The following is a 14,318-nucleotide window of genomic DNA, read 5'->3' on the forward strand; positions in this document are numbered from 1 at the left end:
ATATAGTTATAGACGTTTTCGAATTGTTCGAAACTTCACTAGGCTACTTTTAAAATAATTTAAAGAATAGAGTATCGGCGTGCCATCTTCTGTGTAATGGACTTGTCTCAATAACATGAGCCCGTCTTGGGGGTCAGCTTCTAGTGCGTCTGAAATATAAGGTTCATAACTAATGGCTTCCATTTCAGTTTCAGCATAAGCAATCGTTTGATGACTCTCAGCTTCAATCGCTTTTAAAATGGACGTTTGTTGATTATGTGTCCCAAAATGAGCCAATACGTTTGTTGTCACCTTATCCAAACAATATACAACAGGCTGACTATTAGCTGTGCGTATACGTTCAATCACTGTAATCGGTGAATTCGGTTCTAATTGCATCACTTTACAGTCGTCGAGAGAAGCGATTTCTTCATCAAGACTTAAAAATACCGTTCCGCTTTCATAACCTTTATCAGAAATCATCCGGCCAATGCTCATCAATTCATCTAAAGGGTAGAAAAACGGTTGCGGAATTTTAACACGTGCCCCCTCTTCAAAATTTTGTGTAATAATTTGTTCGGTCACAAGCTCATGAATGGCTACTTGTACATTATCCGTTGTGACATCGAGTTGACGTGCAATGGCCAATAAACCTGGTAACGATTCGCCAGGTTTAATGTTTTCTGCCTCTATTTCTTTAAGAATCCATTCTTTTACAATATTCACATCAGGATTTACAGACATATGCGTTACACCTCTCCACCATTTAAATCAACTAAAATCTGTCTCGGTTTACTACCTTTTTGCGGGCCAATCACTTGATTACGTTCTAAATCATCCATAATTCTTGATGCACGATTATAACCAATTCTAAACTGGCGTTGAAGCAGTGACGTACTCGCCTTTTGTTGTTCAAGTACGAATAAATAAGCTTCTTTGTAAAGCGGATCATCACTTTCGCTTGCTGTACTACCTTCTGTTACCGCATCTGGTTCCATCTCTTTTACATAGTTCGCTTTTTGTTGTGCCACGACGTAATCAACGATCGTTTGTACTTCTTGGTCACTTAAAAAGGCACCTTGGACACGTGTTCTCGTCGAACCGCCATTTTTAATAAAGAGCATGTCCCCTTTACCTAACAGTTTCTCAGCACCACCACTATCAATGATTGTACGAGAGTCTGTTTGCGAACTCACCGCAAATGCGATACGAGATGGGATATTATTTTTAATCAAGCCGGTAATGACATCGACTGACGGACGTTGTGTTGCGATAATCAAATGAATCCCTGCAGCACGTGCCATTTGTGTAATACGTGTAATGGCAGTTTCAACATCTTTACCTGCTACCATCATTAAGTCAGCTAACTCATCGACAATGACGACAATATACGGTAATAACGCCTCTTTTTCTTCAAGCTCTTTATTTTTTCGCGTAATAAAGTCATTATACCCTTCGATATTTCGCGTACCAGAATGTTGGAATAAATCATAGCGTCTTTCCATTTCTGCCACAACTCTTTCAAGTGCTTGTGCAGCTTTATGTGGATTTGTGACAACTGGTGTTAATAAGTGCGGAATACCGTTGTACACATTTAATTCTACCATTTTAGGGTCAATCATCATGAGCTTGACTTCATGTGGCTTGGCATTCAACAAAATACTCGTAATGATACCGTTAATACAAACTGATTTACCACTCCCCGTCGAACCTGCGACTAATAAGTGCGGCATTTTATTCAGTTCTGCTGTAATCGGTTCACCTGAAATATCTCGACCTAATGCCACTTCTAATTTATTTTTAGCTGGGAATTTTTCATCCAATACTTCTTTTAACGTAACAATCGCTACTTTTTGATTAGGCACTTCAATCCCTACAGCCGATTTACCTGGAATAGGCGCTTCAATTCGAATATCTTTAGCGGCAAGTGCGAGTGCAATATCGTTATGTAAATTGACGATACGACTTACTTTAACACCTTGTGCCGGTTGAACTTCATATTGCGTCACTGCCGGTCCAATTTTAATTTGCGTCACTTTCGCATCGACACCAAAGTTTTTTAATGTCGTTTCGAGTAACTTTCCTTTACGTTGAACTTCAGTTTTAGAAGTCGTTTGTTGACGTTTCGGTTCTTTTAGTAGCGACAGTGGTGGGATTTCGTATTGTAGATTTTCTGCTGCACCCGCTTCAGTAATACTACCTTCTGAGCCGCTTCTCTCTACTTCACTGTGTGTTTCTGTCTCAGCTTTATGACGCTTTGGTATATCGGGTTGCGTCGGTGGTGTCATCTCATTTTGCACTGGCTGACTTGGTGCATCCACTTCTACAGAATGATGACCGAAAATAGGAATCGAAGGATAATCAGTCGGTTCCTCTTCTGGAATGTCGACTTCAGGAAAATCCGACACATCTTTCGGCTCTGCTGCACGTTGTTGTTCGCGCTCGAGTCGCTTCTGTTCTTTTTTTTCTTTTCTTGTCACACGTCGTTCAGATTGATGTGCCTTCACCTTTTCATATGACGAGGCTGTTGATTGTTTAAATTGTTCCAACCACACTTTTGCCACATCACGATGGCGCTTTTTCAGTAATAAAATGCCACTTGAAACGAGTAACACAAGTGTAAGTAAAACGACACCAGCAAGCGAAATGAGTGGCAACACCACATGCATCAAATAAAAACCGAATAACCCGCCGCCAAATTGCATATGCTCAGCCGCATCATAACTTTGGAACACATAAGATAACACAGGCTCACGTTTCGCTCTCATACCGCCAGTTGCCATGAAGTATAATTGCGCAACAAATAACAGCGCAATTTGTAAGACAATCGAACCAGTCAATCGACGCGTTTTAGGTAATTTACCGTTATATGCGATAAAACCAAGCGCTATTAAGAGTAAAAAGTATGTAAGATAACGTGTTAAACCAAATAAGTAATTAAAAAAGCTATCAATGGCAATTCCAACGAGTCCGAGTTGAAACACGCCTAACATGATGACAATCGCCATCACAATAACGAGTGTAAATCGCATAGGCGTATCATTTTGTTTCTTTTTCGAAGTACGCTTTCTATTGCGCGTCGTTTGGGATTTCCGTTTCTTGGTTTGCGCCATGCTTCGTCACCTTCTACTTTCTAAAAAATGATGTCATCAACCTGTATGATGAAAAAAGCGAATCTCCTCTTTAAAAATGGCGTGGCTTTCAAAGAGTAAGATTCGTTTTCTTGTTTGAACTTCACACTGATTTTAAAACTATATTTCTGAAATCACTGGAATAATCATTGGTCGTCTACGTGTACTTTCAAAGAGTAATTTACTCACTTGATCACGCATATTTTGTTTCATTTCAGACCATTCAATACGCTTTTCTTGTAAACCAGCTTCTACAATTTCACGGACTTTCTCCTCAGCTTCTTTCAATAACGCTTCACTTTCACGTACGTAAACAAAGCCTCTTGATTGAATTTCAGGACCCGCCGCAATTCTTCTGTTCTTTGGATCAAGCGTAACGACAGCGATAAAAATACCATCTTCTGCAAGTAAATGACGATCACGTAATACAATATTACCGACATCACCGACACCAATACCATCGATCAGCACATTCCCTGCATTCACTTTTTCATTCAAGCTCATATCTTCACCATCGTAATGAATAACGTCGCCTGCTTCAGCTAAGAAGATTTTTTCAGGATTTACACCTGCTTCACTCGCAAGTTTTGCATGCGCGATTTGCATCTTAAACTCACCTTGAATTGGAATGAAGTATTCAGGTTTCATCATATTGAGCATTAATTTCAACTCTTCCATACAACCGTGACTTGATGCATGAATTTTTTTGTTGTTTGGTATAATATGGGCACCCGCACGTACAAGTTCATTCAAAGTATTACCAATAATGACCTCCATATTGGCTGAAGCGGTAATCGCAAGAAATACAGAATCCCCTTTTTGGATGTTCATAATTTTATGTTTTTGACGTGCCATTTGGCTTAACGCTTCAACAGGTTCACCTTGCATCCCTGTCGCAATGATAATCACTTCATTTTTCGGATAATTTTCAACTTCGCTCATAGGAATTAATAGATCTTTTGGAATGTTGAAATAGCCCATCTTACGTGCAATACTAAATGAACTTTCTAATGAACGGCCTAAAAATGATACTTTTCTATTTAGTCTATTAGCGATATTTAACACTTGTTGAATGCGAATAAAGTTCGATGCATAACATGACACGATAAGACGTCCAGTCACCTTCGCAAACGCATCAAACATATGACTTTCAATGACGTTTTCAGGTGTGTTGTAGCCTGGTTTTTCAGCTTCAGTGGAATCACTTAATAATGCGAACACACCTTCCTCGCCTAATTCAGCCATTTTCTTCATGTCAGGTGCATAATGACCGTGTAAACTTTGGTCGAATTTAAACTCACCTGTATAAACGATGGCACCGTATGACGTATGAATACATACACCTAAACTATCCGGAATACTGTGCGTCGTATTAAAGAATGTAATATTCACACCTTTAAAACGCATGACAGATTCGTTATTGACCACATAATAACGGATTTTCTTATTAATTTGACGTGCTTTTAAGTTTTCTTTCACTAAACCAATCGTTAATTTAGAACCATAAACCGGCGCTTCAACTTGTTCTAAAATGTATGAAACTGCACCAATCGCATGTTCATGACCGTGTGTTAAGAAAATCCCTTTTAATTTATGTTTGTTTTCTAATACGTATTGGATGTCAGGAATAACGATATCAATCCCTAACATTTCATCTTCAGGGAACTTTAACCCTGCATCAAGCATAAACATTTCATCATCTACTTCGACGATATACATGTTTTTGGCGATTTCTCCTACGCCACCGAGGGGGATAATGCGTATGTCTTTATTTTTCTTCTTTACTAAATTCAAAATTTTACCTCCTAATAAATATAGCCCGTCCATTTTACATTCATATTTTATTATAGTGGATAATGGAAACTCTGTACACTATTAAAGTGTTTCTCGGACGACAGGTTGAGGATTTTGTATACACAATAAATGATTGATGTTGCTTTACAAATGATCCTCCTACATTAAAAAATATGTATCAACGTATTATATTTAGCCTTAAGCATTGGTAACTATTTCTAAACAATCCTCAATTCCGAGATGCATTTAAAAAAAGTAACATCATAATGACAAAGGCAATCAGGTTATACATCACCACAATCAGTTCAGAGTGGTGTAAAAAATCCAGCAAAATCCCACCGAGTAATAGTACAAGAATGATTATACCTGACAAAATGTTTATTTTCCTCAAATATACCGCACTCCTTAGAATTGTCTCTCACTATGCAAAAAAACAGAAGTCAATGCTCATATGTCACATCTACTTCTGTTTTTTAAGTTCATCTATTTAAATGTCATGCTTTGTTAATTTTAAAGCAACACTTTATGAGAAGCGTTCACACGACCTTGTTTGTCAATCTCAGTCACTTTCACTTTCAGTGTATCACCCATGTTCAATACATCTTCCACTTTGTTAATGCGTTCGTTCGAAATTTGTGAAATATGAACTAATGCATCTTTACCTGGGAACAGTTCCACAAACGCACCGAATTTTTCAATGCGCTTTACTTTCGCATCATACACTTGACCGACTTCTGCTTCACGAACGATACTTTCAATCCATGCACGTGCTTGATTGATCATGTCTTGCTCAGTTGAACCGATGAAAACTGTACCATCTTGTTCGATATCAAGTTTAACACCCGTCGCATCAATAATTTCGTTGATTTGTTTACCACCTGGTCCGATGACATCACGGATTTTTTCAGGTTTAATTTGCATGATTTCTACTTTAGGCGCATAAGCACTTAATTCTTTTCTTGGTTGGTCAATCGTTTGCATCATATGCTCTAAAATGGCTAAACGACCTTTACGCGCTTGTTCTAACGCTTCTTCAATGACCTCTTTCGTTAAGCCGTCGATTTTAATGTCCATTTGAATCGCAGTAATCCCTTCAGTCGTACCTGCAACTTTGAAGTCCATATCACCCAGTGCGTCTTCCATACCTTGAATATCCGTTAAAATCGTGTAGCTTTCTTCGCGCGTAACAAGACCCATCGCAATCCCTGCAACTGGTGCTTTAATCGGCACACCCGCGTCCATTAACGCTAAAGTTGAACCACAGATAGACGCTTGTGATGAAGAACCGTTAGACTCTAACACTTCACTTACGATACGCACTGTATAAGGGAACGTCTTCTCATCTGGAATAATATATCTTAATGCACGTTCACCTAACGCACCATGACCAATTTCACGACGCCCTGGTGCACGTACTGGACCTGTCTCACCTACCGAGAAGTTCGGGAAGTTGTAGTGGTGCATAAAACGTTTGTGCTCTTCTTCACCTAAACCATCGATAATTTGATATTCAGAAATAGAGCCTAACGTTAACACTGACAATGCTTGTGTTTGTCCACGTGTAAATAATCCTGAACCATGTGCACGTGGTAATAAGCCCACTTCTGATGATAATGGACGGATTTCGTCAGGTTTACGACCGTCTGGACGAATTTTTTCATCTGCAATTAAACGGCGTACTTCATCTTTAATTAAAGTATTAATAATTGTGCCAACTTCTTTTAATAATGCTTCATTTTCAGGATCTTCTTCGTTTTCAAAGTTCGCTAAAATACGTTCTTTAATTGCATCAAGATTCGCGTCACGCTCTTGTTTGTCGAACGTTTGAATCGCACCATTTAAATTCTCATCTTTTGTCATTTGCGTCACTGAATCGATGAGCGTTTGATTTTTCTCTTCAGGAATAAATTCACGTTTTTCAGGTTGTAAATGCGCAATAATTTCTTCTTGGAATGCACATAAACGTTTGATTTCTTCATGGCCAAATAAAATTGCTTCTAACATTTCTGCTTCAGTAATTTCACTCGCACCCGCTTCAACCATGTTCACCGCGTCTTTATGACCGGCTACTTCTAGATCAAGACGTGACTTTTCGCGTTGTTCTAAATTCGGGTTAATGACATATTCGCCATCAACATAGCCTACATTCACACCCGCAATTGGGCCTTGGAATGGAATATCTGATACACTTAACGCCATTGACGATCCGATCATCGCTGCCATTTCAGGTGAACAGTTAGGATCCGCACTCAATACAGTATTAATGATTTGGACATCATGACGATAGCCATCTGGGAATAATGGACGGATAGGACGGTCGATTAAACGTGCAGTCAATGTCGCTTCGTCACCTGGACGTCCTTCACGCTTTTTGAAGCCACCTGGAATTTTACCCGCGGCATACATTTTTTCCTCATAATTGACAGTTAATGGGAAAAAGTCGCCATCGCGTGGTTCTTTTGATGCTGTCGCTGTAGACAAAACAACTGTGTCCCCGTAGCGTACGAGTACAGCACCATTCGCTTGTTTTGCGAGTTGTCCTGTTTCTATTGTTAACGGCTGGTTTGCCCATTCCGTCTTAAAAACCTTCTTTTCTTGAGACATTATAAATCTCCTCTCCTACCTCTTTAAACATTTCGTAGCCTTTTACATTTCAATTATATCTTACATAAACATCTTTTAATAGTTAAAAAAGGAGCCGGATACGATAAATGTCCCAGCTCCTTCCTGTAATGCCACTAGCACGTGCGCAATGATTAAAATTAACGACGGATACCTAATGACTTGATTAATTCACGGTAACGTTGGATGTCTTTGTCACGTAAGTAGTTTAATAAGTGACGACGACGTCCTACCATTTTTAATAAACCACGACGTGAATGGTGGTCTTTTTTGTGAATACGTAAGTGATCGTTTAATGCAGTGATTTCTGCAGTTAACACAGCGATTTGAACTTCTGGTGAACCAGTGTCTGTTTCGTGTGTACGGTATTCTTTGATTAATTCGTTTTTACGTTCTTGTGAAATTGCCATTTGTCAATTTCCTCCTTTAAATTTTTCGTGCCTTTATCTGAGTCAGGCGTCGGAGTTTCAACCTACCAAGATAAAGGTCGTGTGCTAATCTTTATTAGACTTATACATTATATGATACATCGTCACCAAAATCAACCGCTAATAAATGTTTGGCACGTGCTTTGTCATCGTTCATTTGCGCAACGAGTGGGTCAATCCCATCGAATTTCAACTCTGGTCGGATGTAGTGGTGCCAATAAATCGTAACACGTTCGCCATAAATGTTTTCCGTAAAATCAAAAATATTCACTTCAATGACAGCTTGAGGTAAATCATCGTGGAACGTCGGCTTCACACCAATGTTAGCAACACCACGGTAAATTTGATCACTTGAACCAATCGTCATACTGACCGCATAAACACCGAGCGTTGGCCAAACATAGTCATCACTTGGTTCAATATTCGCTGTTGGGAAACCAATCGTACGGCCGCGCTTTTCACCTTGCACGACGGTTCCTTTCATTCGATAACGGTAACCTAATTGCTCATTCGCCTTCGCAAGATGACCCGTTTTCAATGCTTCACGAATCGCTGTCGTTGAAATTTTTTCACGGTTCAAATCTTGCTTACCAATTGTAATACTTTCAAATTGCGCTTGATATTCTTGAAGCATCGCCATATTCCCTTTACCATACTTACCAAATGTAAAATCAAATCCAGCAATAATAACACGAGCATGATTTTTCACTAAATAGTCTTGAACAAATTCATCAGGTGTCACTTCCGCAAATCGTGAAGAAAAATTCACAACAAGACAATAATCAATATTTTGTTCGCCTAATAATTCAATTTTATCATCTAACGGCGTAATATAAGTCGTGCGTTTTTGTTTAGGATTTAAAACGACTGACGGATGTGGATCAAAAGTCATGACCGCTTTCTTCAGATCCTTTTCCTTTGCCACACGATCTAATTCATCAAATAATGCTTGATGCCCTCTGTGTAGCCCATCGAAAAAGCCAAGCGCCATTGCTACATCCTCTTGAATATATTGTTCAGCTTGAATAGGATGTGTAATCTCAATAACTTCCATAACCAAGTCTCCTTTTAATTAAATACCTTTTTCGGTTTAATTTCATCTTGTCGTGATGGATGCACTTCATAAATTGCTAATACATCATCATTGTCACTATCAACCATGACAAGTTGCTGCTCAAATGGCACATTAAAATAACCTTTAGCAAACTTTTGTCCATTCTTTATCTTCATTTTATCACTTTCATTTTGAACATGGAAAGATGGAAGTCCTTTCAAGCCGTATGCAAGTGGTAATAATTGATTTTGGAGTGTGTCGTCATGATGCGACTGTTCAATCAATGCTAAAGTGAGTGCTTGGTCTAAACTGAAGCCACCACTCATCGTCCGTGTCAACAATGACATATGCGCTGGTACATGGAGTGCTCGACCAATATCCGTTGCGAGTGTTCGAATATATGTCCCTTTGCCACAAGTCACTTCTATTGAAAAACGTACGATGTCATTTTCAAAAATTAAGTCCGAAATCCGTGCAATATGCGAAATATGAATTTGACGTTTAGGGCGCTCTACCGTTTCACCATTGCGTGCGTATTCATACAATTTTTTGCCATTTACTTTCACAGACGAATACATTGGTGGAATTTGTGTCGTCCACCCTTTAAATGAGTGTAACACTGCATCAACTTGATTGGCATCGAATTGGTCAACCGTAACGATTTCACGTGCCAAGACGTCACCCGTTTGATCCTCTGTCGTCGTTGAAAAACCTAATGTCACTTCAGCGCGATACGTTTTTCCCATTTCCATCACATAATCGCTCACTTTTGTCGCTTGACCGATACAAATAGGAAGGACGCCATCTACTTCAGGATCTAATGTCCCGGTATGGCCGACTTTTTTCGTCTTTAAAATTTTGCGCAATTTAAAAACGACATCGTGACTTGTCAACCCTCGTTCTTTATAGACCGGTAAAATACCATGATACATCCACCAACACTCCTTTTCATAAAATAAGCTAGACTACGTGGACTCCACAATTGCAGATCATCTCACGCACTCTAGCGCACATTGTTAGTCATTATGATTTAAATCTTGAATCAATCGTTCAATACGGTTGCCATATTCAATCGATTCATCATATTCAAATTGCAAATCAGGGACAATTCTAAGTCGCATACGCTGACCAATTTCTGATTTAATGAATCCTTTTGCCTTTTCAAGACCTTTGAATGTATTTTCGCGTTCTTTATCACTACCAAGTACTGTTAAATAAACCTTTGCTAATGATAAATCGTTTGTTGGCTGTACATCTGTAATCGTTAGAAAACCGACTCTTGGATCTTTTAATTTGTTATTAATAATATCCATTAATTCTTTTTTCATTTGTTCGCCAACACGTTCTGCACGCATATTCATAAAAAGTGCCTCCTTTCGATAAAATATCGTAGCGTTATCCTCAATAAATCATTATAAAGGAGAGTAGGAAGAGGCGTCAATGAAACAGAGTAGAAAAGATGATTGGTTTTCATTTATTTTCAAAAGACGTGGTTGAAATTATTTTTGATTGTTGTCAATTGTAATTCTACCTGCGTGGTGCTTGTATTTATGTCAAGCACATGCTATGATTAAAAAAAGAAAAAACTCCTAACCGTCTTTATGAGAGTAGATTAGGAGCTAAAAACATAGCAACATATAAGTGAGTTCGAGCTCAACATATGTTTTACTATTACAGCCTATTATTAGGGTACCCTCGTTAATTGCGGTAACGGGGGTTGTTTTTTTGTCTTTTTATGATGATATCTTACCAAAAAATAGACAATGATACTTAAACAGATAGATATATCTAAGTGTATAATTATCGTCACCATATGTATCACCCCCTACTATTACAAATTTAGCAAGCTGTAGGTGAAAACATATGACTCATAGGCTCCTATGTTTTTATAGATGTATTATACGCGCATTGCATTTATTTTGAAAGTATATTGAGGGCCACAGTGTAATTTTATAAATACAATAACCATTAAAAGACTCGGATCACTTAATATCCAAGTCTCGAATCTTTGTCAGTTTTGCAACGTACTATCAAAACAGATGTATTTCTACACCTTCTAACTCATTCTACATATGTAAAGTCATTACCGGATCCTGACGCTTTATTTACTTATCCTCTTTCTTTGAACTCCCTACATCAAACACAGTGACAACAAGGGCAAATAAAAATGCAATCATGAGCCAATTGTCATAAATGCGATTCTCAAAGAAATGCGTTACAGTAATCTTATCTACAACATTGAATATGCGCGGATTCGGTGGCACGTAACCGATCCAGTACATTAATAATATGCCAGCCACACCGATGATAAAAGTGATGAAAAAATCTTTTAATAACTTTTCCATCAACGTCCTCCTTTGTTTGTCTTTATTATACAAAAGTTTAAAATTTAAAGGAATAAAGTTTTAGTTTTTTGCTACTTTTAAAAGGTGCATATAAACGCTAAAGTAACAACAATAAGCAAGTGAATGAAAAACAATTTAAAATTCATGCGCCATTTTTTACATAACAAAACCTCCTTCAACCCATCATAGACTCAAGGAGGTTTCATTCAGTTCATTATCTTTCTACTTCTACCATGACAAATGCTTCAATAATATCGCCTTCTTTAATATCATTGAATTTCGCTACTGTGATACCACATTCGTAACCTTGTGCAACTTCTTTCACATCGTCTTTGAAACGTTTCAATGTATCTAATTCGCCTTCAAATAATACGACACCATCACGGATAACACGGACACCTGCGTCACGTGTGATTTTACCTTCAGTGACATAACTACCGGCGATTGTACCGACTTTCGATACTTTGAATGTTTGACGTACTTCTGCTTGACCGATGACTTTTTCTTCAAATTCAGGATCAAGCATGCCTTTCATTGCGGATTCGATTTCTTCAATCACGTTATAAATGACACGGTGTAAACGCATATCGACATTTTCAGCGTCTGCTGCACGTTTTGCCCCTGCATCTGGACGGACGTTAAAGCCGATAATGATACCGTTTGAGGCATGTGCTAATGTCACGTCAGATTCGTTGATGGCACCTGTTGCTGTATGAATAATACGCACGTTTACGCCTTCAACATCAATCTTCATTAATGACGCAGCTAATGCTTCCACTGAACCTTGTACGTCACCTTTGATGATGACATTCAAGTCTTTCATTTCACCTTGCTTCATTTGTTCGAATAAGTTATCCAATGTTACGTTTTTGCTTTCTTGACGTTGTTGGATAATATTTTCTTGTTCACGTGCCTCACCAATACGACGTGCTTTTTTCTCGTCTTTGAATACGACGAAGCGGTCACCTGCTTGAGGTACGTCGCTTAAACCAGTGATTTCAACTGGTGTTGATGGACCTGCAGTTTTAATACGTTTACCGAGGTCATTCACCATCGCACGGACTTTACCATGTGTGTTACCGACTACAAGTGCATCGCCGACGTTTAATGTACCATTTTGGACAAGTAATGAAGCGGCAGGACCGCGTGATTTGTCTAACTCAGCTTCGATAACTGTACCGACTGCTGCTTTATTCGGGTTCGCTTTTAATTCTTGTACTTCAGAAACTAAGATAAGCATTTCAAGTAAATCGTCAATACCTTCACCACTTAACGCTGATAGTGGTACGAAAATCGTATCGCCACCCCAGTCTTCAGGGATGAGGTTGTATTCCGCTAGTTCTTGCATCACACGGTCAGGGTTCGCTGTTGGCTTATCAATTTTGTTGACTGCAACGATAATTGGCACATCTGCTTCTTTCGCATGGTTGATCGCTTCAATTGTTTGAGGCATCACACCATCATCAGCAGCGACAACTAAAATGGTAATGTCTGTCACTTGAGCACCACGCGCACGCATTGTTGTAAAAGCGGCGTGTCCTGGCGTATCTAAGAACGTGATTTTTTTGCCATTGTTCGTAATTTGGTAAGCACCGATATGTTGTGTGATACCGCCTGCTTCTCCTTCAGTAACACGTGTATTACGAATTGAGTCAAGCAATGTCGTTTTACCATGGTCAACGTGTCCCATGATAGTCACAACTGCTGGACGTACGATCGCGTCTTCATCTTCTTCAACGTCTTCAAAATAAATTGACAAGTCGTTATCATCAATGACCACTTCTTCTTCAAGTTCCACACCGTAATCAGATGCAACTAATTCAAGTGCTTCAATATCTAAAGATTGGTTGATGTTCGCCATAATGCCAAGCAAGAATAACTTTTTAATAATTTCTGATGAATCTACGCCGAGTTTGTCTGATAATTCACCCACTGTAATACCTTCAGTGTAAGTGATTTTTGATGGCAGTTCTTTAGGTTCACTTGGTTGTTGTGGTGCATTTTTCTTGTTTTGCTTTTTGTTTTTATTGCCTTTGTTGTTTTTCTTGTTTTGTTTAGGGCCGTTATTTTTACCCTTTTGTTGCTGATTGTTGCCTTGTTTTTGGTTGTTACCTTGTTTTTGGTTGTTACCTTGTTTTTGGTTTTTGTGATTTGATTGAGTATTTTTTTGCTCTTTTTGTTGTTTCGGAGCTTGGTTTTTTTTGAATACTTTATCCAACGCTTTCACTTGGTCATCTTCTAAAGTTTGCATGTGGTTGGACACTTCGATTCCCGTTTTCTTTAACTCATCAATTACATCTTTACTTTTAATATTTAAATCTTTGGCATACTCATAAATTCTTTGTTTACTCATTAAACCACTCCTAACATTATTCATCTATCATTGACATCAACTTTTTTGCAAACCCTTGATCAGTAATACCGACATTGACACGTGCACCTTTACCTAATGCATCTCCTAAATCGTTACGGTTACTAACAATGCGATAAGGTGTTTGATAACTGTTACATTTATTGATGATATTATTTTTCGTACTCTCAGACGCGTCACTTGCGATGAGCACAAGTTTTAAACGACGCTTTTTCACTTCAGTAAGGATGACAGATTCGCCTGTCTTCACTTTTCCCGCACGCATCGCCAAACCTAAAAAGTTTAAAAATTGTTGTCCATTCATTTTGTCGGAATCTCTTCTCTATAGATCAGACGTATAATTTCTTTGTAAACAGGTTCAAGTGATTCTTCTGACGCTTTAAAATAATCCTCTAATTTGTGCGCCTGTTGTGCCCTTTCAATTAAAGCGATGTCTTTTGAAACGTAAGCCCCGCGTCCCGGCATCTTTCCTGTTACGTCAGCTGAAATTTCGCCTTCTTTATTTTTGACAACACGAATCATCTCTTTTTTAGGTTTCATCTCATTAGATAAAATACATTTTCGCATAGGAATTTTTTTCTTTTTCATAAAAAT

At 38.5% G+C, this 14,318-nt stretch carries 12 protein-coding genes; all 12 read right to left on the bottom strand.

Annotation, left to right across the window (positions count from 1 at the left end):
- Positions 1-6: 6 nt before the first annotated feature.
- The 12 genes from P3U61_RS07265 to rnpM all read right to left on the bottom strand — a co-directional run bounded on the left by P3U61_RS07265 (position 7) and on the right by rnpM (position 14,312).
- The gene (locus P3U61_RS07265; RefSeq protein WP_014614057.1) at positions 7-723 is read right to left on the bottom strand and encodes a GntR family transcriptional regulator; all 717 of its coding nucleotides are present in this window, start codon (positions 721-723) and stop codon (positions 7-9) included.
- 5 nt (positions 724-728) lie between these two features.
- Entirely contained in the window at positions 729-3,092 is a 2,364-nt protein-coding gene (locus tag P3U61_RS07270; protein WP_063284343.1) for a DNA translocase FtsK, read from the bottom strand.
- A gap of 138 nt (positions 3,093-3,230) precedes the next feature.
- Positions 3,231-4,904 carry a ribonuclease J2 gene (gene rnjB / locus P3U61_RS07275; RefSeq protein ID WP_014614059.1) on the bottom strand — a complete coding sequence of 558 codons (1,674 nt, stop codon included), beginning with the start codon at positions 4,902-4,904 and terminating at the stop codon, positions 3,231-3,233.
- A 510-nt stretch (positions 4,905-5,414) separates the two neighbouring features.
- The gene (gene pnp, locus P3U61_RS07280) at positions 5,415-7,508 is read right to left on the bottom strand and encodes a polyribonucleotide nucleotidyltransferase (protein ID WP_015729052.1); all 2,094 of its coding nucleotides are present in this window, start codon (positions 7,506-7,508) and stop codon (positions 5,415-5,417) included.
- A gap of 158 nt (positions 7,509-7,666) precedes the next feature.
- Positions 7,667-7,936, bottom strand: coding sequence for a 30S ribosomal protein S15 (gene rpsO / locus P3U61_RS07285; RefSeq protein WP_014614062.1), 270 nt, complete (start codon positions 7,934-7,936; stop codon positions 7,667-7,669).
- 100 nt (positions 7,937-8,036) lie between these two features.
- Positions 8,037-9,008: a bifunctional riboflavin kinase/FAD synthetase gene (locus P3U61_RS07290; RefSeq protein WP_014614063.1), complete on the bottom strand. Its 972-nt coding sequence runs from the start codon at positions 9,006-9,008 to the stop codon at positions 8,037-8,039.
- 14 nt (positions 9,009-9,022) lie between these two features.
- The gene (gene truB / locus P3U61_RS07295) at positions 9,023-9,940 is read right to left on the bottom strand and encodes a tRNA pseudouridine(55) synthase TruB (RefSeq protein WP_014614064.1); all 918 of its coding nucleotides are present in this window, start codon (positions 9,938-9,940) and stop codon (positions 9,023-9,025) included.
- Between the two features lie 84 nt (positions 9,941-10,024).
- On the bottom strand, positions 10,025-10,369 hold the full coding sequence (gene rbfA / locus P3U61_RS07300) for a 30S ribosome-binding factor RbfA (protein WP_014614065.1): 345 nt from the start codon (positions 10,367-10,369) through the stop codon (positions 10,025-10,027).
- Between the two features lie 744 nt (positions 10,370-11,113).
- Positions 11,114-11,353 (bottom strand): hypothetical protein, encoded by a 240-nt coding sequence (locus P3U61_RS07305; RefSeq protein WP_014614066.1) that lies wholly within the window; start codon positions 11,351-11,353, stop codon positions 11,114-11,116.
- Between the two features lie 214 nt (positions 11,354-11,567).
- Positions 11,568-13,706 carry a translation initiation factor IF-2 gene (gene infB / locus P3U61_RS07310; RefSeq protein WP_015729051.1) on the bottom strand — a complete coding sequence of 713 codons (2,139 nt, stop codon included), beginning with the start codon at positions 13,704-13,706 and terminating at the stop codon, positions 11,568-11,570.
- 16 nt (positions 13,707-13,722) lie between these two features.
- The gene (locus P3U61_RS07315) at positions 13,723-14,028 is read right to left on the bottom strand and encodes a L7Ae/L30e/S12e/Gadd45 family ribosomal protein (RefSeq protein WP_099987064.1); all 306 of its coding nucleotides are present in this window, start codon (positions 14,026-14,028) and stop codon (positions 13,723-13,725) included.
- Positions 14,025-14,312 (bottom strand): RNase P modulator RnpM, encoded by a 288-nt coding sequence (rnpM, locus tag P3U61_RS07320; protein ID WP_014614069.1) that lies wholly within the window; start codon positions 14,310-14,312, stop codon positions 14,025-14,027. The genes P3U61_RS07315 and rnpM overlap by 4 nt, the downstream gene beginning before the upstream one ends.
- Between the last annotated feature and the right edge of the window lie 6 nt (positions 14,313-14,318).

The sequence above is a fragment of the Staphylococcus pseudintermedius genome (genome assembly GCF_034042775.1).
Taxonomy (GTDB): Bacteria; Bacillota; Bacilli; order Staphylococcales; family Staphylococcaceae; genus Staphylococcus; species Staphylococcus pseudintermedius.